Here is a 20308-nt window from a genome sequence, read left to right on the forward strand (position 1 = left end):
CGGCACCCCCAAGACTAACAGCGGCGTGTCTGCCGCCCTAATCGACGAGCACGGGGTCCGTGCGTCGCTGGCTCCCGTCACCCCACCCTGCGGTCGCATCGCAGCCCGCGCGGACGTCCGGAATGTCCAACAGCCCCACGCGTATGCCGGTGCACTCGGTCCCCGTCGCCCGTTAACTCATGGGTTCGGCGGGGTATGCCCCCTGTGCTCAGGGAAATTCCATCGAAGGAGCCAAACAACACCATGATCATTCTCGGCATCATCCTGCTGCTGATCGGATGGCTGGCCAACATCGGCATCCTCACCACCATCGGCATCATCCTCGTGGTGATCGGCGCGGTCCTGTTCCTCCTCGGCGCCACCGGGCGTGCCGTCGGCGGCCGGAAGCACTGGTACTGATGCGCTCCGGTCAGGGCTCGATCCTCGCCTGACGAGCAAGCCCCTCGCGCGACGCGCGAGGGGCTTGCTCGTGTCCGGGGCCGCCCGGCGACCTGAGGGGCGAACCTGACCGGCGACCTGGGCGGGACCGGTGGTCCGCTCGGTCAGAGGTTGATCATGTGGCCGGCGATGCCTTCGATGGCTTCCTTCATCGCCTCGCTGAGCGTGGGGTGGGCGAAGATGTTGCGTGCTACCTCGTCGGCGGTGAGGTCCCACTGCTGGGCGAGCGTCAGCGCGGGCAGCAGCTCGGTCACCTCGGGGCCGATCATGTGCGCACCGAGGAGCTCGTTGTGCGTCGCGTCCGCGACGATCTTGACGAAGCCGACGCCCTCGGCCATGCCGCGTGCCTTTCCGTTGGCGGAGAAGGGGAAGCTCGCGGTCTTGACGTCGTAGCCCAGCTCCTTGGCCTGCTCCTCGGAGTACCCGAACGACGCGATCTGCGGCTGGCAGAAGGTCGCCCGCGGGATCATGTCGAAGTTGATCTCCATCGTCTCGGCGTCCGCGATGGTCTCGGCGGCGACCACGCCCATCGCCTCGGCCGTGTGCGCGAGCATGAGCTTGCCGGTGACGTCTCCGATGGCGTAGATGCCCGGCACGTTGGTGCGTCCACGGGCGTCGACCGCGATCGCACCGCGCTCGGTGACGCCGACGCCGCTGTTCTCCAGCCCGAAGCCGTCGACGCGCGGGGCAAAGCCGATGGCGGACAGCAGCCGGTCGGCCTCGAGCACCTGCTGGTCGCCACCGGCGGCGGGGCTGACGGTCACACGCACGCCGGAGCCGGTGTCCTCCACACCCTCGACCTTGGTGCTGAGCAGGACGTTGACGCCGAGCTTGCGGTACTGCCGGAAGAGCTCCTTGGACACGTCGGCGTCCTCGGTCGGAACCATGCGGTCGAGGAACTCGACGATGGTCACGTCGACCCCGAAGTTCTTCATGACATAAGCGAACTCGACGCCGATCGCACCCGACCCGGCGATGATGACCGAGCCCGGGAGGTTCGGGTCGAGGATCTGCTCCTCGTAGGTCACGACGTTGGTGCTCACCTTCACGCCGGGCAGCATCCGCGTCACAGAGCCGGTCGCGATGATGAGGTTGTCGAACGAGACGTCACGCGTCGAGCCGTCGTTGAGAGCCACGCGGAGGGCGGTCGGCGAGGTGATCGTGCCCCACCCGTCAATCTCCTCGATTTTGTTTTTCTTCATGAGGTAGTGGACGCCCTTGGCGCTGGCGTCGGCGACGCTGCGGCTGCGCGAGTGAGTCGTGGCGTACGACATCGTCGCGTCGCCCTCGATGCCGAAGGTCTTCTTCTCCTGCGTGATGATGTGGGCGATCTCGGCGTTGCGCAGCAGCGCCTTGCTCGGGATGCATCCGATGTTCAGGCACACGCCGCCCCAGTACTGCTTCTCGACCACGGCGACCTTCTTGCCGAGCTGCGCCGCGCGGATCGCCGCGACGTAGCCACCGGGACCGGCACCGAGCACAACGACATCGAAATCAGCCATGGGCGACAGCCTATCTGGGCGCGAGCGGCCGCCGAGACCACGCCCACGCACGGGTGACACGCGTGCAGAACGGGTATGTCTCACGGTGCGGACCGGCGTCGAAGTCGCTGGCCCACTCGCCCCAATTTCCCGCTTTGCGAGAGTAAGTTTCCGCGACGCACGGCTGGATCAGTCCAGCCCGACCAATGGAGGTCATTGCGTGAGTACAGCTCCGCATCGCCACGACGCACCACCAGCGAACAAGGGCCTCCTGGCCTTCGCCGGCGTGCTCCTGGCCATCCCGATCATCGCGCTCCTGCTCGTCAGCACGTACGCCAAGGACGAGCCGCGCCTCGGGGGGTTCCCCTTCTTCATCTGGTACCAGTTCCTGTGGGTCTTCATCACCGCGGCGTTCACCTACAGCGCGTACCGCGTGGTGCTCAAGGCCCGGCCACACCGGCCGATGAACCCCGAGGGCGACACGTACCTCGACGACTACCCGACCGGGCCGGGAGGTGAGGACCGATGAACACCGGCATCGACTGGGTCGCCCTCACCGTCCTCGTCTTCTTCTTCGTCGTCGTCGCGTGTGCCGGCTTCTGGGCGGCCCGATGGCGACGCCCGGCCAGCATGGAGAGTCTCGAGGAGTGGGGTCTCGGCGGCCGCTCGTTCGGCACCTGGATCACATGGTTCCTGCTCGGAGGCGACCTCTACACGGCATACACGTTCATCGCGGTGCCCGCCGCGATGTTCTCCGCCGGCGCCGTGAGCGGCTTTTTCGCCGTGCCCTACACGATCATCCTCTACCCGATCATCTTCATCTTCATGTCGCGGCTGTGGTCGGTCTCGCACCGCCATGGCTACGTCACGCCGGCCGACTTCGTGCACGGCCGTTCGGGCTCGCGTGGCCTGTCGCTGGCCGTTGCGATCACCGGGTTCATCGCGACGATGCCCTACATCGCGCTCCAGCTCGTCGGCATCCAGGCGGTCCTCGAGGTCGTCGGTGTGGGCAGCGGCGGCAACTGGTTCGCCAAGGACCTTCCGCTCTTCGTCGCGTTCCTCGTGCTCGCTCTCTACACGTACACCTCGGGCCTGCGCGCGCCGGCGATCATCGCGTTCGTCAAGGACATCCTCATCTACATCGTCATCCTCGTGGCGATCATCTACCTGCCCAGCAAGGTCGGCGGGTGGACCCACGTCTTCGACGCCGCGCAGGAGAAGATGGCCAAGCCGACCGCCGCTACCGGCAAGCCCGGCGTCTTCATCCCGGCCAGCGGGCAGTACTGGGCGTACGCGACGCTGGCCCTCGGCTCCGCGATGGCACTGTTCATGTACCCGCACTCGGTGACGGCGAGCCTGTCCGCCAAGAGCCGCAACACGATCCGCAAGAACGCTTCGATCCTGCCGGCATACTCCTTCCTGCTCGGCCTGCTGGCCCTGCTCGGATGGGTCGCCATCGCCGCAGGAACCAAGCCGATCGGGCTCGACGGCAAGCCGAACCCGCAGCTGGTCGTGCCGCAGCTGTTCGAGGACTTCTTCCCGTCGTGGTTCGCGGGAGTCGCCTACGCGGCCATCGCGATCGGCGCCCTCGTGCCCGCCGCCATCATGTCCATCGCCGCGGCGAACACCTTCACGCGCAACATCTACAAGGCCTGGCTGAAACCGCAGGCGACCGTCGAGCAGGAGGCCAAGGTCAGCAAGGTGACCTCGCTCGTGGTCAAGGCGTTCGCGCTGCTGTTCGTCCTCGTCCTCGACAAGCAGAACGCGATCAACTTCCAGCTTCTCGGTGGCATCTGGATTCTCCAGACGTTCCCGTCGGTGGTCTTCTACCTCTACACCAAGTGGTTCCACCGCTGGGCCCTGCTCGTCGGCTGGGCTGTCGGCATGGTCTACGGCACGGTCGCGGCCTACAACGTATCGAACCTGACGACAGCGCATTTCGCAGGATCGACGGCCAACATCCCGGGCATCGACCAGATGGGCTACATCGCCGTCACCGCGTTCGTCATCAACATCGTCGTCGCGGCCGTCCTCACGCTCATCCTCCGTGCGGTCAAGGCGCCTGCCGGCAAGGACGAGACGATCCCGGCCGACTACTTCGCCGATGCGGGGGACCCCCGCGTGCAGAAGATGCCGGTCATGGTGCACGAGACGACGCCCTCCGCCTGACGGGCTGTCGAGCACCACTCCAGGTATGCCGGAGGGCCGGGTCAGCGTGGACCTGGCCCTCCGGTCATGCCAGGACGATCCCCGAGATGTGCGCGCGAGGCAGGTTTGCCAGTGCGACCTCAGCCTCGTGGTCGCTCGCGTGGCAGCGCGGCGACCGCGGCGTCGACGTCCATGCCCGCCACCTGGAGCAGGTCGACGACCGCCGAGCGGATCTGTGCCAGAACGGTCTCCGTAGCCAGACTGTCGGTCCGCGGCACCTCGCCCGTCGCGGTCGCCACCCGCAGCAGCGCGGGCCGGCCGACCTCGGGTGAGGCATTCTCGGCGAGCGCCCGGCCCATGACGTCCGTCGCGTCCGCGAGCTCGAGGATGAGCCGGTCGTACCCCTCGGGCAGCTCCTCCCCACGCCCGACCGCCACGGTGACGCGGCGAACCAGCACCCGAACGCTGCGCATCGCCCGGTCGAGCGGCTCCACGAGGTCGACCATCCGGCGCACCCCAGCGGCGTGCTGCCGCGAGAACGGCGACGACGCGATGACCGAGAGCCCCTCGTCCGCGGCCGAACGGAGCTCGCGCAGAAGGGACTCCGTGCCGCGGGCTGACGCGAGCACCTCCGCGGCGGCCTCGACGTCGCCGTCCTGCGCGCTCGCTGCGGCTCGGCGCAGCAGCTCGCTGATCTTGCGGGTCACCTCCGAGGCCACGACGCGCGGGCGGCGCAGCGGCGCCTGCGGCACGACGGTCGCTGCGACCAGCGCCACGGCGCCGCCCAGCAGTGCGTCGGTCCACCGGGTGAATGCCTGGCCAGGGGTGGGTGCCAGCGCCGCGATGACGATGCTCTGCACGGCCGCCTGCGTGACGAGCACCGGACCGCCGTCGAGGAGGGTTGCCAGCCCCATGGAGACGAGAACGACCAGGGCGATCTGCCAGGGGCCGGTCCCGGCGACGTGGACGAAGAGGTCGGCGGTGAAGACACCGACCGCCACTCCGACGGCCACCTCGAAGACCCTTCGCAGCCGTTGGCCATACGACATCCCGAGGCAGACGACAGCCACGATCGGGGCGAAGAACGGCGTCTTGTGGCCGATGACGTCGGCGGCCAGCCACCAGGCCACACCGGCTGCCACCGCACACTGGGCGAGCTGGAAGTTGCGCGACCAGAGCCGCTGGAACCGGGTCCGGACGCTGAGCCTGCTTCGGTCCCAGGCGCGGTCGAGCGCGTCCACAACGGGCGCGTCACTCCTCAGGTAGTCGTCCACGCGTCGTGCCCTCTCCCAGTCGGACCGCTCTCAGCCGCAAACCCTCGAAGCCTCAGTGCCTCAGTGCCTCAGAGCCCCCAGCGCCGTCAATGCCGTCAATGCCTCGGATCCCTCAGAGGCCCAGAGCCAGGATGGCATCGAAGATCCGGCGGACTGCAGGCGCTGCCACCTTCGATCCACTGCCACCCTGGCTCACGACGACGACCACGGCATACTTCGGCCGCGTCGTCGGTCCGTAGCCGACGAACCACGCCGTGGCTGCCTTGCCGAACACCTCACCCGTGCCGGTCTTCCCCGCGACTGGGTAGCGGTCCTGCGGGAAGCCCGCGAAGGCGCTTCCCGCCGATCCGCCAGGACGCGTGACATCGCCGAGAGCCGCACGGACGTAGGCGAGCACGTCGTGGCGCAGCGGGACGCTCCCGGTCTTGGTCGGTGCGATCGGCGTGGTGGTGCCGTCCGCGGCGCGGTATGCCGCGGCGACCTGGGGCTGCCAGAGGGTGCCGCCGTTGGCGATGGCCGCGTAGACGGTCGCCATCTGAAGCGGCGTCACAGCGGTGTCGCCCTGGCCGATGGCGAAGTTCACCGCGTCGCCGGCGCGGTACTGGTAGCCGGACGTGCAGCTATCCCGGGCGAGCTGGCTCAGGTATGCCGCTCGGTCCGGGTCGGTGCGCGCCACCTCGGGATAGCCGGTCTGGGCCCGACGGCAGCTCTGGTCCTTCGTGGCGAGCCAGTACTGCTCCTTCCAGGCCCGGTCCGGCACCCGCCCCGCCGCCTCGCCCGGGAGGTCGACACCGGTGCGGCGCCCCAGTCCGAACGCCTTCGCCATGGCGGCGAACGGGTCCCTCGCGCCGGCGGGTGCGGCCAGGCCGCCCTGCGCCAGCCACGCGGCATACGCGAGTCGGTAGAAGACGGTGTCGCACGAGACGACCAGCGTCTTGTGGAGGTCGATGAGGCCATAGCCGCGCGACTCGAAGTTGTGGAACACCCGCCCGCCGATGATCAGGCTGGGCGAGCACTCGTAGCGGCCGTCGAGGCGGGCTCCGGCGTCGACCGCCGCCGGCACCGAGACGACCTTGAAGGTCGAGGCCGGTGGAAACGTCTCCGCGGTGAGGCGCGACCGCAGGGGCGTGCCGGCAGCCGGGTCGCTGAGGTGCGCCAGCTCGGCGCTGCTGATGCCCCCGCTGAACACCCCTGGGTCGTATGCCGGGTAGCTCGCCGCCGCTACGACCGCGCCGTTGGTGACATCGACGACGACCGCGGCGCCGGCGTCGGCGGGCTCGTGCTGCGCGCGGGCGCGCTCCACCGCGTCCGCGAGTGCCGCCTCGGTGCGAGCCTGGAGCCGGGCGTCGATGTGGGTCACCACGTCGCGGCCCGGGACCGGCGGTGTCGTCGACACGGTGCGGGTGACGATCCCGCGCGGGTCGACCGCCACGACCGTTCGGCCGTTGGTGCCGCGCAGGACGCTGTCGTACTGCGCCTCGAGTCCGGAGCGCCCGACGCTGTCCTCTGCGTCGACTCGCCCGCCGCTCGATGCGACCTCGTCGGCGTTGGCTCGGGCGACCCAGCCGAGCACGTGAGGCATTCGCACGCCGTCGGGCGCCGGGTAGCTGCGCACAGGCTCCGGCGACACGCCGACGCCCGGGAACTTCTCGGGCTGCTCCACGAGGGTCAGAGCATGCTGTGGGTCGACGCCGCTCGCGACGGGGATCGGGACGTACGGTGACCCGTTGAAGCAGGCCGGCGACGGGGCTGCTCCCGCCGTGCCGCAGAGCGTGGTTTTCGCCCAGACCCAGTCGAACGGCAGGTCGAGGGCGGATGCGACCGACCTGATCAACGCCTGGCCGCCGTCGTCGGCGTCGGCCAGGACCCGACGCTCGACGGTGACGACCGTGGTGGCGGCGTTGTCGACGAGTGGCGTGCCGAACCGGTCGAGGATCCGGCCGCGCAGCGCGTGCTCGGTGATGGTGCGCGTGTCGAGTGCCCGAGCAGCCTCCGCGAGCTGCGGACCCTCGATGACCTGAAGCTGGCCGAGGCGCCCGACCAGCAGCCCGAACAGCGTCACGAGAAGGAGGACGACGATGCCGATCACCCCACCGCGGCGCGGCATCATCCGAGCCTCCGACGCACCAGGGCGCGGTCGACCGCGAGAAACGCGGGGATCGCGAGCAGGCCCACGGCGATGGTCGAGCCGAGACGCCCGAGCCCGTCCGCGAGGTCGACGCTCCCCCCGGCGATGATGGCTGAGGCAAGCCGGACCGCCAGCACGACGACCCCCGCCGCGAGAAGCGCGATCACCGGGCGAGATGTCGAGCGCGACGAGACCTGGCGGAAGAGGCCGGCGACCGCTCCCCCGGCCATCAGGACGAGCGGCGTGAGCCCAAGGGGGCTGCCGACGGGTGGCACGAGCTCGACGACCCAGCCGGCCACCAGCCCCACGAGCGCCCCGTGCACCGGTCCGCGCAGCACGGCGGTGGCCACGACGCCCACGAGGACGAGGTCAGGCACCCACCGAGCGGGTACGCCCAGGCGCGGCAGCAGCGTGGCAGACGCGAGCGCTGCGACCAGCACGTATGCCGTCCGCGTGAGTCCCAGCAGCGTCGGCCTCACGGCATAGCCCCGTCGCTCGGAGCTGTGGAGGGCGAGCGCGGCTGGGTGCGCGGTCCTGGGACGAGCACGGCGACGAGGTCGATGGCGTCGGCGTCGATCGCCGGCCTGACCGTCGCCGTCCGGGTCAGCTGCCCGCGGTCCGGGTCGACCGCGGTGACGGTCCCGACGAGGATGCCTGCGGCATACGGTGAGCCGTTCGTGCTGCCGAGCGTGCGTACGTCGTCGCCGACGACGGGTGTCCCGGGCTGGACGAACGTCAGCGTCAGGGTGCCGCGCGGCCTCGGGTCCCGGTCGCCCGGGCGGGGGGTCGAGACCGTGCCGAGGGTGCCGGCCGGACCGGTCCGCACCCCGACCACCGACCCACCGCTGCCGAGGACCTGGACGTCACTCGTCCACGGCGCCGCGGACACGACGCGGCCCACGAGCCCCTCACTGCTGACGACGGTGGAGTCGACCTGGATGCCGTCTCGCGAGCCGGCGTCGATCGTGACTCCGCGGCCGCCGAGAACGCTGACCGAGGTGGCGACGACGCGTGCGGCGACGACCGAGTGGCCAGACGTCGTCGACGCGTCGAGCAGCTCCGACATCCCGGCGAGCTCGTCGAGCCGGTTGGCCTGGTCGGCGAGCACGGCTCGGAGCCGGACGTTCTCGGCTTCCAGCCCGGCGAGGTCGTCCGGCGGGGCGCCCGAGAGCGCCCTCTGGACCGGCCCGAGGACGACGCCCGCGGCTTCCCGCACGCCGCGCGCCACGCCCGAGCCGGCGAGGTCCGCGGCCAGCAGGGCGACGGTCGCGCAGACGAGGACCACGAGGAGCCGGCGCTGCGCGGTGGCGTTCATCGCGGCTGTCGGTGGTCGCGGACGAGGACCTGCTCGAGACTCGCGAAGTCGTCGACGCACCGGCCCGCGCCGCGGGCGACCGCGCGCAACGGGTCGTCAGCGACCTGGACCGGGACACCGAGCTCGTGCCTCATCCGCTCGTCGAGCCCACGCAGCAGCGCCCCTCCGCCGGTCAGCGTGATCCCGCGGTCGATCACGTCTCCGGCGAGCTCGGGCGGGCACACGTCCAAGGTGGCGCGCACCAGCTCGATGATCTGCAGGACCGGTCCCTCGATGGCGCGCCGCACCTCGGCGGAGCCGACGTGCACCGTCTTCGGCAGGCCGGTCGCAAGGTCGCGGCCCCGGACGCGGGTCGTCAGCTCCTCGCGGAGCGGAAAGACCGAGCCGACCGCGACCTTGATGTCCTCAGCCGACCGCTCGCCGAGCAGGAGCGAGTACTCCCGCTTCACGTGGCTGACGAGCGCGTCGTCGATCTCGTCGCCCGCGACGCGCAGCGTCTTCGACGTGACGATGCCGCCCAGGCTGATGACGGCGACGTCCGTCGTGCCGCCGCCGATATCGACGACCATGCTCGCCGCCGTCTCGTGGACGGGCAGGCCGGCGCCGACGGCCGCGGCCATGGGCTCCTCGATGAGATAGACCCGGCGGGCGCCGCTTCGGGTCGCCGCGTCCTCGAGAGCGCGGCGCTCGACCCCGGTGACCTCGCTCGGTATGCACAGGACCATGCGTGGGCGCACCAGGCGCGACGGGCGGACCTGGTCGATGAACCAGCGGAGCATCCGCTCCGCCTCGTCGGCGTCCGACACGACGCCGTCGCGCAGGGGACGCACGGCTCGGATCGTGCCCGGCGCCCGTCCGAGCATCTCCTTGGCCCGCGACCCCGCCGCCACGAGCCGGCCGGTCGCCACCTCCACCGCGACGAGCGACGGCTCCGCGAGCACCACACCGCGGCCCCTGGCATGGATCAGGGTGTTCGCGGTCCCGAGGTCGATCGCGAGGTCACGGCCCGGAGGTCGCAGTCGCGGGCCGGGGCTCATGCGGAGATTGTGCCCCCGCTAGCCCTGCAGATCGGGGAACCAGATGGCGATCTCGCGTGCCGCGGACCCCGGCGAGTCGGAGCCGTGCACGATGTTCTGTTGCACCGCGAGACCCCAGTCACGCCCGAAGTCGCCGCGGATCGTTCCCGGGAGCGCCTCGGTGGGGTTCGTCGCTCCCGCGAGCGCCCGGAACCCCTTGACGCAGTCGTGGCCCTCGATGACCACAGCAGTGACCGGACCCGAGCTCATGAAGTCGACGAGCGGGCTGTAGAAGGGCTTGCCCTCGTGCTCCGCGTAGTGCGCCGCGAGCATGTCGCGGTCCGGCGTGAGCACGGAGAGGCTCACGAGGACGTACCCCTTGGCCTCGATGCGGCGCAGCACCTCTCCGGTGAGGCCGCGCTGGAATCCGTCGGGCTTGACGAGGACGAGTGAGCGTTCGGTGGTCACGCGGTCACCCTATCGGCCTGCCGGCGACCGGCTGACCGGCCTGGCGCGCTCCGGCCGATCAGGCTTCCGGGGCGCTCTGCGCGGCCTCGCGCCGGGCGACCTCGGCGTCGATCTTGCCGCCCTGGAGCAGGCAGGTCACCCACAGGGCGAGGAAGAACAGGCCGACCACGAGCATCATCGGCACGATGAAGGCGCTGAGGAGCACAAGGGCCTGGACGACCCAGCCCAGCGTGAGCCCCCAGGGGCGCCGCATCATTCCGGCGGCGATGATCGCGAGGAGCGCGAGGCCGAAGCCCACGCTGAGGTATGCCGTGCTCCGGCCCGCGTCGTCGCCCGCCGCCGTGATGCCCCGGGCGACGAGCGCCCCGAGCAGGACGCAGATCGACTCGCCGGCAAGCACCGTGGCGAGCATCCGCCACGTGAACTTGCCGGTCTGGCCGTAGAACCTGATGCGGCGCATGAGTCTGTCGTGTCCCTTGCTGCTCAGTAGTGCTGGGAGGTGTCCCAGGTGCGGATGATGGCCTGCGCCTCGGAGCTGCTGGCGCCGGTGGCCTCGGCATAGAGCGACATGGCGTCCTCACGGCGACCCGCGAGGATCAGCTCGGAGATCCGTGCCCGGCCCTCGTCGGTGAGGCGCCCCGCGGAGAAGGAGGCCGCCGCGTCGCGCACACCCGGCCCGCGCCCGGGCACGAACCACGCGTCGACGGCCTTCTTCGCGTCGGCGAGCGGCGCGCCCGTCGCCTCGCGGTAGATCTTGATCGCGTTGATCTTGTGGCCCGCACTGATCTCTCGGCTGACCTTGGCGCGGACCTCGTCGGTGAGCCCGACGAGGGTCCGCTCGGGGTCGCGACGTCCGACGACGCGTCCCCAGATCACCACGATGACGAGGATGACCGCGAGGATGAGGACGAGTTTCACCAGCGGGTGCATGGGTCTCAGCCTAGAGGCGATCCGGACAGGGTCAGACGTCGGTGACGCCGAGCAGCATGCGCACCTCGCCCGCGGTGATGACCGAGCCCGTGGCGATGACGCCACCGCCCATGCCTTCCGACTCGGCCAGCGTCACGGCCTGCTCGAGCGCGTCAGGCAGGTTGGGCACGACGGTCACCCGGGACTCCCCGAAGATGTCGACCGCGAGACGGCCGAGCTCCTCAGGCTTCATGGCCCGCGGGGACGAGCTGCGGGAGACGACGACGTGGTCGAGAGCGGGCTCGAGCACCTCCAGCATCCCGGCGGCGTCCTTGTCGGCGACGATCCCGACCAGGCCGACGAGCCTGGTGAAGGTGAAGGCCTCTTCCAGCGCGGCCACGAGCGAGCGGGCCCCGTGCGGGTTGTGCGCCGCGTCGACGAGAACTGTCGGCGACCGCCGGACGATCTCGAGCCGGCCCGGTGAGGTCATCGACGCGCAGGCGGCGGCGAGCACGTCGGCGTCGATGGCCTGCTCACCTCCCCCGACGAAGGACTCGACCGCGGCCACCGCCGTCGCGAGGTTGCTGGCCTGGTGGGCACCGTGCAGCGGGAGGAAGAGGCCGGCATACTCCCCGGCGAGCCCACGAAGAGCAACCTGCTGGCCGCCGACGGCGACCTCCCGGGCGAGCACGCCGAAGTCGTTGCCCTCGAAGACGATTCGACCGCCGACCTCTTCAACGCGCTCGATGAGGACGCGGGCGACATCCTCGTCCTGGACTCCGGAGACGGTCACGGAGCCCGGCTTGATGATGCCGCTCTTCTCCTCCGCGATCGACACGACGTCATCGCCGAGCAGGTGGGTGTGGTCGAGGTCGACCGGGGTGACGACCGCGACCTGGGCGTCGACGACGTTCGTCGCGTCCCACGAGCCGCCCAGCCCCACCTCGACGATGGCCACGTCGACCGGCGCGTCTGCGAAGGCGGCATACGCGACAGCGACGAGGACCTCGAAGAAGTTCATCCGACGCCCACCGGTCTCGAGCGACCGCGCGTCGACGATCTCTACGAGTGGTGCGACGTCGTCGTAGGCCGCGATGAACTTCTCGCGCGGGATCGGCTTGCCGGACAACGTGATCCGCTCGCGGATGTCGTGCAGGTGCGGCGAGGTGAATCGGCCCGTGGACAGACCCATCTCGCGCAGGATCGCGTCGATCATCCGGCTCGTCGAGGTCTTGCCGTTGGTGCCGGTGAGGTGGATCACGGGGTAGGCGCGCTGGGGGTCACCGGCGAGGTCCATGACGGACTGGATGCGTTCGAGCGAAGGGCCGATGTCGTTCTCCGGGGCGCGGGCGAGGATCTCCTCCTCGATCTCGCGCATCCGCTTGAGCTCCTCGAGGTTGCGAGCCGCCTCCTGCTGCGCGGCGTCGGGCCGGCCGCTCATGCGGGGTCCTCGACCTGCTCCGCGCCGGCCAGCTCGCGAGGGTCGGCAGCATCCGCCTCGCTGTCGAGGTCACGGCTCATCCACACGCTCACCGGCAGCCCGGATCCCCCGGACTCCCGGTGGGTCTCCACGAAGCCGTGACGGGCGTAGAACCCAGCAGCCTGCTTGTTTCCCTCGATGTGCGACAGGACGATCCGTGAGTGCCCGGCCTCGCGGGCGCGGTCGGCGACGGCGTCCATGAGCCGGGACCCGATGCCGTGGCCGTGGTGGCCGGGGAGGACATAGAGCTTCCACAGGACGAAGTCGCCGCCCTGGGTGCCGAACGTCGCGACGCCGACGACCTCGTCGTCGGCCACCGCGACGAGGGTGCGTCCCTTGCGGATCGAGTCCGTGACGACGTCGCTGGTCCACCACTTGGCCAGGCCCATCGCGACGTACTCCGGACCGGTGATCGGCTCGTAGGTGGCCAGCCAGGTGCGATGCCCCACCGACAGCACTCCGGCGAGGTCGTTGCCCGTGGCGAGGCGGACCACGAGAGCGTCACTCATCGCTTCACCACCACGATGCGCGCCGCGTGGTTGTCGCCGACGACCACGTCGGTGCCCGAGCCGTCCGGCAGCGGGTGGTCCGGGCCGGCCGACGCGAACTGGGAGGCGAGGGTCTCGGCGACGATGAGCTCGCGGTGTGTGACGGTCGCCTCGAAGACCTGCGGGTCGCCGGAGATGGTGAGGCTGATCCGGTCGCTCACGTGCAGGCCGGTGTCGCGCCGGGCCTGCTGGACGGCGCGGACCAGGTCGCGGGCGACGCCCTCGGTCGAGAGCTCCGGGGTCACGTGCGTGTCGAGCACGACGAAGCCACCGGAGGGCAGCATCGCCGTGGCAACCGACCCGTCGGCGTCACCCGCGACTACCGTCTCGACGACGTACTCGCCCTCGACGAGCTCGAGCCCGCCGGCGGTGACGATGCCGTCCGGACCGACCGACCAGTCGCCCGACTTGCTCCCCTTGATCGCCTGCTGGACGTCCTTGCCGAGGCGCGGACCGGCCGCCCGGGCGTTGACGGTGAGGCGCTGGGCCACGCCGAAGTCAGCCTCGCTCGCGGTCGCGAGGTCGACGAGCGTCAGGGTCTTGACGTTGAGCTCGTCCTGGATGATCGACCGGAACTGCTCGAGCGCCTCCGCGTCACGGACGACGACGGTGAGCTGGGCGAGAGGCAGCCGGGCGCGCAGGGCACGGGCCTTGCGCAGGCTGGATGCGACCGAGCAGACCTCGCGGGCGCGGTCCATCGCCGCGACCAGCCCGTGGTCGGCCGGCAGGTCCTCGGCCCGGGGGTAGTCGGTCAGGTGCACCGACCGCTCGCCGGTGAGCCCTCGCCAGATCTCCTCCGTGACGAGCGGGAGCAGCGGCGCGATCGCGCGGGTCACGGTCTCCAGGGCCGTCCACAGCGTGTCGTATGCCGCGAGCGACTCCTTGCTCTCGCCGCCCCAGAAGCGGTCGCGTGAGCGCCGGATGTACCAGTTGGTCAGGACGTCGAGGAAGCTGCGCATCGTGTCGCAGGCGGCGGCGATCTCATAGCTGTCCAGCTGCTCCTGCATGTCCGCGACGAACTCGCCGAGCTTGGCGAGCAGGTAGCGGTCGAGAACGTCGGACGAGGAGGTCGAGTGCTTGGCGTCGTATCCCTGGCCGCCGCGCGCGGTGTTGGCGTAGAGCGCGAAGAAGGACCAGGCGTTCCACAGCGGGATCATCACCTGGCGCACGCCGTCCCGGATGCCTTGCTCGGTGACGATGAGGTTGCCACCGCGCAGGATCGGGCTGCTCATGAGGAACCAGCGCATCGCGTCGGCACCATCACGGTCGAAGACCTCGGTGACGTCGGGGTAGTTGCGCAGCGACTTGCTCATCTTCTGGCCGTCGGACCCGAGGACGATGCCGTGGCTGACGCAGCTCTTGAACGCCGGCCGGTCGAACAGAGCGGTCGCGAGGATGTGCATGGTGTAGAACCAGCCGCGGGTCTGCCCGATGTACTCGACGATGAAGTCGCCCGGGAAGTGGTGCTCGAACCAGGCGGCGTTGTCGAACGGGTAGTGCACCTGGGCGAAGCTCATCGAGCCGGAGTCGAACCACACGTCGAGCACGTCCTCGACGCGGCGCATGGTCGAGCGGCCGCTCGGGTCGTCAGGGTTCGGGCGCGTCAGCGAGTCGATGAACGGCCGGTGCAGGTCGGTCACGGGGACGCCGAAGTCGCGCTCGAGCTCCTCGAACGAGCCGTACACGTCGATCCGCGGGAACTCGGGATTGTCCGACCTCCACACCGGGATCGGGCTGCCCCAGAAGCGGTTTCGCGAGATCGACCAGTCACGCGCGTTGGCCAGCCACTTGCCGAACTGTCCGTCCTTGATGTGCGCCGGCGTCCACTCGATCTCCTGGTTGAGCTCGAGCATCCGCTCCTTGATCTTGGTGACCTCGACGAACCAGCTCGACACCGCCATGTAGATCAGCGGCTGCCGGCAGCGCCAGCAGTGCGGATAGCTGTGGTCGTAGGTCTCCCGGCGCAGCAGCACGGTGCCGGTCGTGACCGAGCCCTGGTCGCCTTCGCCCCGGGTGGCGGCCTTGAGGTGGTCGATGATGTGGAGGTTGGCGTCGAAGACGTGCATGCCTTCGTAGTCGACGACCGGGAAGGTGAAGCGGCCCTCGGCGTTGACCGGCACGACGGGCGCGATGCCCTCGCGGTCGGTGACGAGCTTGTCCTCCTCACCGAAGGCGCCGGCGCTGTGCACGAGGCCCGTGCCGTCGGTCGTCGTGACGAAGTCGGCCTCGACCACGCGGTGGGCGTGCTCGTGACCTTCGTAGTACGAGAAGGGCGGCGTGTAGGAGCGCCCGATGAGCTCGGATCCCTTGAGCCGCTGGACGATCCGGTCGCGCGCGTCCTGGCCGAACTCTCGCTGGTAGGCCGCCAGGCGGGCGTCGGCCACGATGTACCGCTCGAGCGTGCCGGTGTGGTCCGACTCGACGACGACGTAGTCGATGTCGGGGTGGACCATGATCGCGAGGTTGGCGGGCAGGGTCCACGGTGTGGTCGTCCAGACGAGCGCCAGCTCACCGGTCTCGAGTCGCAGCCCCACCGTGACGGCGGGGTCCTGCCGCATCTTGTAGACGTCGTCGTCCATGCGCAGCTCGTGGTTGGACAGCGGCGTCTGGTCGTTCCAGCAGTAGGGCAGCACGCGGAAGCCCTCGTAGACCAGGCCCTTGTCGTACAGGGTCTTGAAGGCCCAGATCACCGACTCCATGTATCCCGGCTCGAGGGTCTTGTAGTCGTTGTCGAAGTCGACCCAGCGGGCCTGCCTGGTGACGTACTCGCGCCACTCCCCGGTGTACTTCAGCACCGAGCTGCGGCAGGCCTCGTTGAAGGTGTCGATGCCGAGGTCGATGATGTCCTGCTTGGTCTTGAGGCCGAGCTGGCGCTGCGCTTCGAGCTCGGCTGGCAGCCCGTGGGTGTCCCAGCCGAACCGGCGCTCGACGCGGCGGCCGCGCATCGTCTGGTAGCGGGGGACGATGTCCTTGACGTAGCCGGTGAGCAGGTGGCCGTAGTGCGGCAGGCCGTTGGCAAAGGGCGGCCCGTCGTAGAAGACGAACTCGTTGTCGCCGTCGACGCCGGGGTCGCGGCCCTCGACGGACGCCATGAAGGTGCCGTCCTGGTCCCAGTACGCCAGGACCCGCTCCTCGATCTCGGGGAAGCGAGGGTTCGACGGGACGCCGGCACCTGCACCGGTGGCGGACGGGTCGGTGGTGACCTTCGGGTAGGCCATGGGTCGTGGTCTCCTGGCAGCTGGCGGGACGTGGATGTGTTCCGTTGTCACGAGGACGACGTCGCCCCTGAGCTCCGCCGCGGTGCCACCCCGCTTGCCGCACCCTGTCGACGGAAGCCCGCCGGCCGGCATACGACCACTCTTGCCGAAGGCTGTGACGGGCCCACCCGTCCGGTTCTAGTGAGCACCCACCCAGCGGAGGCGTGGGTGCCGTTCTTCCGGAGGCTCGCCGCTGATGACGGCTCGAACGCCTGTGCGTCCAGTCTAGCCTGACGGTGTGCCCCACCTGCCCGAGCGCGCCGCGCGACGCGAGGTGGTCGATGCCGACGTCAAGCGGACCTATGCCGTCGACGCGACCGCGGCGGTGACGCCTCCGCCGACGGACTTCGCCGTCGTGCGGGCACGCGACCTGGGCGACGTCGTCGACGTCCTCGAGCACGCGCAGCGCACGCGCAGCCCTGTCGTTCCCCAGGGTGCCCGCACCTCCCGCGCCGGCGGGGCGGCCGCCTCAGAGGGCTGCATCGTGCTCAACGTCGAGGCCCTCGACGCGATCCACGACATCGACCCGCTCGAGGGGTATGCCGTTGTCGGCCCCGGCGTCGTCAACGCCGACCTCAAGCGTGCGGCCGCCGACCTGGGCCTCTTCTACGGGCCCGATCCGGCCTCGTCCGAGACGTGCACGATCGGTGGCAACGTCGCGACGAACGCAGGCGGCCTGTGCTGCGTGAAGTACGGCGTGACCTCCGACTGGGTCAACGCGCTTCAGGTCGTGCTGCCCGGCGGGGAGGTGATGCGCACCGGCCATCGCACCGTCAAGGGTGTGGCCGGCTATGACCTGACTGGGCTGTTCGTCGGCTCGGAGGGCACGCTCGGGGTGGTCACCGAGGTGATGGTCCGGCTCGAGCCCGCACCCGACCCCGCGCTGACGGCACTTGCCGTGTTCGACTCGCTCGACGGCGCGGTGGCCGGCATCGTGGCACTGCGGAGCGACCGCCATCGGCCGTGCCTCCTCGAGATCATCGACCGCACGAGCGTGCACGCGATCCAGTCCTTCGGCGACTTCGGCTTTCCCGCTGACTGCGAGGCCGTGCTGCTCGTCCAGTCGGACCGCCCTGAACATGTGGCCGAGGACGTCGCCCGGTATGCGGCTCTCCTCGAGGCTGCCGGGGCCGTCGAGGTCGCGGTCGCGGACGACGCGCAGGAGTCCGACGCGCTGCTGGCCGGGCGGCGCGTCATGAGCACCGCCTTCGAGGCGATGGGCGCCCGGCTGGCCGAGGACGTGTGCGTGCCGATCGCAAGGCTGGCGGAGTTCGTCCGCGGCGTGGAGTCCGTGGCTGAGCATCGCTCCGTGCTCATCCCCGTTAGTGGTCACGGCGGTGACGGCAACCTGCACCCGTCGATCGTCTACCCGCGAGACGACCCTGACGCCTCGGCGCGCGCATGGGCGGCGTTCGACGACGTCATCCGGCTCGGCCTCTCGCTCGGCGGGACGATCACCGGCGAGCACGGCATCGGCACCGTCAAGGTGCCCTGGCTCGAGCTCGAGCTCGGAAGCGCCGAGGTGGCCCGCCAGCGCCGCCTCAAGGCGGTCTTCGACCCGCTCGGCGTCATGAACCCCGGCAAGGTCTTCGCCGCACCGCACCCCCCCGTCGAGTGAGCGCCCAGCCCCACCAGCATCACCAGCCCCACCCAAGCCCCGCACCCCGTGGTCGAGTGGGCGCCCCGTCCCACCGGCCCCACCAGCCCACCCAAGCCCCGCACCCCGTCGTCGAGTGGGCGCCCCGTCCCACCGGCCCCACCCACCCCACCCAACCCCCGCACCCCGTCGTCGAGTGGGCGCCCCGTCCCACCGGCTCCACCCGCCCCACCCAACCCCCGCACCCCGTCGTCGAGTGGGCGCCCCGTCCCACCAGCCCCACCCGCCCCCGAATGACCCCGGTGGTCGAGTGGGCGCCCCGTCCCACCGGCCCCACTGGCCCCGCACGACCCTCCGGTCGATTTGAATGCACCGTCCCACTGGTCTCACCAGGCCCACCGCCCCCAGTGGCGCGGTTGGCAGGGCGCTCACTCGACTGAAGGGGCAGGGCCGGTCGGGATCACCGTGACGGGTGTGACAGAGCGCCCACTCGACTGAAGGGGCTGGGTCGGTCGGGTTAGCGTGGGTGATGGCTCGGAGGGCTCGGACGGGTGGCTTTGTGATCGCGCTGTCTGCCGCGTGGGCCATGGTCGCCGCGGTCGCGGGCTGCACGCCGTCGCTCGACGCAGCGCAGGCGCGGACCTCGGCCCAGGCCGCATCACCGTCGCCGGCGACGAGCAACGCCGGCCCGTCCTCGTTGCCACTCCCGAGAGCGACCGCGCCACCTACACCGCTCGCGGGTCCGTCACACCCGGCGCCGTCGCGCACGGCGCAGGTCGCGGCACCGTTCGACGCGGACCACGTCGTCGCCGGCATACGGGACCTGGCGAGCATCGGGCCTCGCGACGCGGCGAGCCGCACCCACGACGAGGCAGCGGCATACGTGGCGGCGCGGCTGCGGGCTGCCGGCTACCACGTGACGCTCCAGCAGTTCCGGGTGCCTGCGGGCGTGTCATGGGGCGTGCGCGTGCCCGCCGGCACTGCGGTCAACGTCCTCGCCGACCCGCCGGGGTTCGACTCCAGACGACCGCACCTGGTGGTGGGTGCCCATCTCGACACGGTGCCCCAGTCGCCCGGCGCCGAGGACAACGCATCGGGGCTCATGGTCATGGCCGAGGTGGCCCGCATGGCTCGACAGCAGCCAGCTGCACTTCCGGTGCGGTTCGTCGCCTTCGGCGCCGAGGAGGCCCGAGGCGGAACCGGCACGCTCTATGCCTTCGGCTCCCGCCACTACGTCTCGGCCCTCGACCCGGAAGAGCGTCGCGCGACGCGCGGCATGGTGGCGCTCGACCGGGTCGGGGTGCGCACCAGTCGGGTGCCAGTGTGCTCCGGTGGGCGGGGCACTCCCGCTCTGGCACAGGCCGTCCGCGGCGCAGCCGGTCCCGTCAGGACCCGCTCGTGCACGAACCGAGCCAGCGACCACGTGTCCTTCGAGGCCGTCGGCATCCCGGCGGCCCGGCTCGGGAGCGTGCCGTATGCCGCGTACCACTCCTCGCGGGACGTGCCCTCGGTCGTCGACCGCGGACAGCTGGAACGCACCGGCGCGGTGCTCTGGTCGTGGCTGCAGTCGGCGCGACCCTGACTCTGGGACCCTCCGGTCCACACGTTGCCCCGCCCGGACCCGGACCGCACCCCAGGGCGCCGTCGGATGACGCCGGGTTTGGCAGGATGAGGGCCATGAGCGAAACGGAGACGGCGAGTGCCTGGCTGAGCCGCGACGACCTCGAGAGCGCACGCGACCGGCTGCCCATCCTCTACGTGCACGCGATCCCGGTCCGGGTCGACGACAAGGGCGTCGTGACGCACATCGGGCTGCTCCTTCGGGCCGACAGCGACGGCGGCATCGGCCAGGAGGTCGTCGGCGGCCGAGTCCTCTACACCGAGAAGATCCGCGACGCCCTGGCCCGGCACATCGAGAACGACCTCGGACCCGTGGCGCTACCGCGAATCCCCTTGTCACCACAGCCGTTCACCGTCGCAGAGTTCTTCCCGACCCCGGGCGTGACGCCCTTCCATGACCCCCGGCAGCACGCAGTTTCGCTCGCCTTCGTCGTCGCGGTGATGGGCGACTGCCGCCCGCAGCAGGATGCCCTAGACCTTTCCTGGGTGACGCCCGAAGAAGCCGCCGTCATCTCGCGCACAGGCGAGATGTCCGGGTCGCATGGCGTTCTGGTGCGCCAGGCGCTGGCCCATGTCGGCTATCCCGTCTGATCGGTACTCCGAGGCAGGAGTGGGCCCCGGTCGGTGAC

Annotated in this window: 18 protein-coding genes; 6 read left to right on the forward strand and 12 right to left on the reverse strand. The window is 70.5% G+C overall.

What is annotated here, in order from left to right; translation table 11 throughout:
• Window positions 1-243 precede the first annotated feature (243 nt).
• Window positions 244-399: a DUF6131 family protein gene (locus ACWEOW_RS20570; RefSeq protein WP_452271111.1), complete on the forward strand. Its 156-nt coding sequence runs from the start codon at window positions 244-246 to the stop codon at window positions 397-399.
• Window positions 400-542: 143 nt separating this feature from the next.
• Here the strand turns inward: ACWEOW_RS20570 and lpdA are convergent, their stop codons facing one another.
• On the reverse strand, window positions 543-1940 hold the full coding sequence (gene lpdA, locus ACWEOW_RS20575; protein WP_452271112.1) for a dihydrolipoyl dehydrogenase: 1398 nt from the start codon (window positions 1938-1940) through the stop codon (window positions 543-545).
• Window positions 1941-2139: 199 nt separating this feature from the next.
• Between lpdA and ACWEOW_RS20580 the strand changes: the two genes are divergently transcribed.
• Complete coding sequence (locus tag ACWEOW_RS20580; protein ID WP_452271113.1) at window positions 2140-2448, forward strand: DUF3311 domain-containing protein; 309 nt, start codon at window positions 2140-2142, stop codon at window positions 2446-2448.
• The gene (gene mctP, locus ACWEOW_RS20585) at window positions 2445-4088 is read left to right on the forward strand and encodes a monocarboxylate uptake permease MctP (protein ID WP_452271114.1); all 1644 of its coding nucleotides are present in this window, start codon (window positions 2445-2447) and stop codon (window positions 4086-4088) included. The genes ACWEOW_RS20580 and mctP overlap by 4 nt, the downstream gene beginning before the upstream one ends.
• A gap of 119 nt (window positions 4089-4207) precedes the next feature.
• Here the strand turns inward: mctP and ACWEOW_RS20590 are convergent, their stop codons facing one another.
• From ACWEOW_RS20590 to ileS, 11 genes are all read right to left on the reverse strand, one after another.
• Entirely contained in the window at window positions 4208-5341 is a 1134-nt protein-coding gene (locus ACWEOW_RS20590; RefSeq protein ID WP_452271115.1) for an FUSC family protein, read from the reverse strand.
• A 112-nt stretch (window positions 5342-5453) separates the two neighbouring features.
• Window positions 5454-7451, reverse strand: a complete 1998-nt coding sequence (gene mrdA / locus ACWEOW_RS20595; protein WP_452271116.1) for a penicillin-binding protein 2 — start codon at window positions 7449-7451, stop codon at window positions 5454-5456.
• The gene (locus ACWEOW_RS20600; protein ID WP_452271117.1) at window positions 7448-7948 is read right to left on the reverse strand and encodes a rod shape-determining protein MreD; all 501 of its coding nucleotides are present in this window, start codon (window positions 7946-7948) and stop codon (window positions 7448-7450) included. The genes mrdA and ACWEOW_RS20600 overlap by 4 nt, the downstream gene beginning before the upstream one ends.
• Window positions 7945-8784, reverse strand: coding sequence for a rod shape-determining protein MreC (mreC, locus tag ACWEOW_RS20605; RefSeq protein ID WP_452271118.1), 840 nt, complete (start codon window positions 8782-8784; stop codon window positions 7945-7947). The genes ACWEOW_RS20600 and mreC overlap by 4 nt, the downstream gene beginning before the upstream one ends.
• Window positions 8781-9821 (reverse strand): rod shape-determining protein MreB, encoded by a 1041-nt coding sequence (gene mreB / locus ACWEOW_RS20610; RefSeq protein WP_452271119.1) that lies wholly within the window; start codon window positions 9819-9821, stop codon window positions 8781-8783. The genes mreC and mreB overlap by 4 nt, the downstream gene beginning before the upstream one ends.
• 18 nt (window positions 9822-9839) lie before the next feature.
• Window positions 9840-10268 carry a nucleoside-diphosphate kinase gene (ndk, locus tag ACWEOW_RS20615; RefSeq protein WP_452271120.1) on the reverse strand — a complete coding sequence of 143 codons (429 nt, stop codon included), beginning with the start codon at window positions 10266-10268 and terminating at the stop codon, window positions 9840-9842.
• 58 nt (window positions 10269-10326) lie between these two features.
• Window positions 10327-10728 (reverse strand): DUF4233 domain-containing protein, encoded by a 402-nt coding sequence (locus ACWEOW_RS20620; protein ID WP_452271121.1) that lies wholly within the window; start codon window positions 10726-10728, stop codon window positions 10327-10329.
• Between the two features lie 23 nt (window positions 10729-10751).
• The gene (locus ACWEOW_RS20625; protein ID WP_452271122.1) at window positions 10752-11198 is read right to left on the reverse strand and encodes a hypothetical protein; all 447 of its coding nucleotides are present in this window, start codon (window positions 11196-11198) and stop codon (window positions 10752-10754) included.
• A 31-nt stretch (window positions 11199-11229) separates the two neighbouring features.
• Window positions 11230-12618, reverse strand: coding sequence for a bifunctional folylpolyglutamate synthase/dihydrofolate synthase (locus ACWEOW_RS20630; protein WP_452271123.1), 1389 nt, complete (start codon window positions 12616-12618; stop codon window positions 11230-11232).
• The gene (locus ACWEOW_RS20635; RefSeq protein ID WP_452271124.1) at window positions 12615-13166 is read right to left on the reverse strand and encodes an N-acetyltransferase family protein; all 552 of its coding nucleotides are present in this window, start codon (window positions 13164-13166) and stop codon (window positions 12615-12617) included. The genes ACWEOW_RS20630 and ACWEOW_RS20635 overlap by 4 nt, the downstream gene beginning before the upstream one ends.
• A complete protein-coding gene (gene ileS, locus ACWEOW_RS20640; RefSeq protein ID WP_452271125.1) occupies window positions 13163-16423 on the reverse strand; it encodes an isoleucine--tRNA ligase in 3261 nt (1086 codons plus the stop codon). The genes ACWEOW_RS20635 and ileS overlap by 4 nt, the downstream gene beginning before the upstream one ends.
• Before the next feature lie 277 nt (window positions 16424-16700).
• Here ileS and ACWEOW_RS20645 point away from each other — a divergent pair, with 277 nt between their 5' ends.
• From ACWEOW_RS20645 to ACWEOW_RS20655, 3 genes are all read left to right on the forward strand, one after another.
• The gene (locus tag ACWEOW_RS20645; RefSeq protein ID WP_452271126.1) at window positions 16701-18080 is read left to right on the forward strand and encodes an FAD-binding oxidoreductase; all 1380 of its coding nucleotides are present in this window, start codon (window positions 16701-16703) and stop codon (window positions 18078-18080) included.
• A 538-nt stretch (window positions 18081-18618) separates the two neighbouring features.
• Window positions 18619-19641, forward strand: coding sequence for a M20/M25/M40 family metallo-hydrolase (locus tag ACWEOW_RS20650; RefSeq protein ID WP_452271127.1), 1023 nt, complete (start codon window positions 18619-18621; stop codon window positions 19639-19641).
• A 95-nt stretch (window positions 19642-19736) separates the two neighbouring features.
• Window positions 19737-20270: an NUDIX hydrolase family protein gene (locus tag ACWEOW_RS20655; RefSeq protein WP_452271128.1), complete on the forward strand. Its 534-nt coding sequence runs from the start codon at window positions 19737-19739 to the stop codon at window positions 20268-20270.
• The last annotated feature ends 38 nt before the right edge of the window (window positions 20271-20308 follow it).

The organism is Monashia sp. NPDC004114, assembly GCF_053603855.1.

Excerpts from the sequence above, each read along its gene's own strand:
- ACWEOW_RS20570 (WP_452271111.1), top strand. The coding sequence starts at position 244 with ATGATCATTCTCGGCATCATCCTGCTGCTGATCGGATGGCTGGCCAAC.
- lpdA (WP_452271112.1), bottom strand. The coding sequence starts at position 1,940 with ATGGCTGATTTCGATGTCGTTGTGCTCGGTGCCGGTCCCGGTGGCTAC.
- mctP (WP_452271114.1), top strand. The coding sequence starts at position 2,445 with ATGAACACCGGCATCGACTGGGTCGCCCTCACCGTCCTCGTCTTCTTC.
- mrdA (WP_452271116.1), bottom strand. The coding sequence starts at position 7,451 with ATGATGCCGCGCCGCGGTGGGGTGATCGGCATCGTCGTCCTCCTTCTC.
- mreC (WP_452271118.1), bottom strand. The coding sequence starts at position 8,784 with ATGAACGCCACCGCGCAGCGCCGGCTCCTCGTGGTCCTCGTCTGCGCG.
- mreB (WP_452271119.1), bottom strand. The coding sequence starts at position 9,821 with ATGAGCCCCGGCCCGCGACTGCGACCTCCGGGCCGTGACCTCGCGATC.
- ACWEOW_RS20620 (WP_452271121.1), bottom strand. The coding sequence starts at position 10,728 with ATGCGCCGCATCAGGTTCTACGGCCAGACCGGCAAGTTCACGTGGCGG.
- ACWEOW_RS20625 (WP_452271122.1), bottom strand. The coding sequence starts at position 11,198 with ATGCACCCGCTGGTGAAACTCGTCCTCATCCTCGCGGTCATCCTCGTC.
- ACWEOW_RS20630 (WP_452271123.1), bottom strand. The coding sequence starts at position 12,618 with ATGAGCGGCCGGCCCGACGCCGCGCAGCAGGAGGCGGCTCGCAACCTC.
- ACWEOW_RS20635 (WP_452271124.1), bottom strand. The coding sequence starts at position 13,166 with ATGAGTGACGCTCTCGTGGTCCGCCTCGCCACGGGCAACGACCTCGCC.
- ileS (WP_452271125.1), bottom strand. The coding sequence starts at position 16,423 with ATGGCCTACCCGAAGGTCACCACCGACCCGTCCGCCACCGGTGCAGGT.
- ACWEOW_RS20655 (WP_452271128.1), top strand. The coding sequence starts at position 19,737 with ATGAGCGAAACGGAGACGGCGAGTGCCTGGCTGAGCCGCGACGACCTC.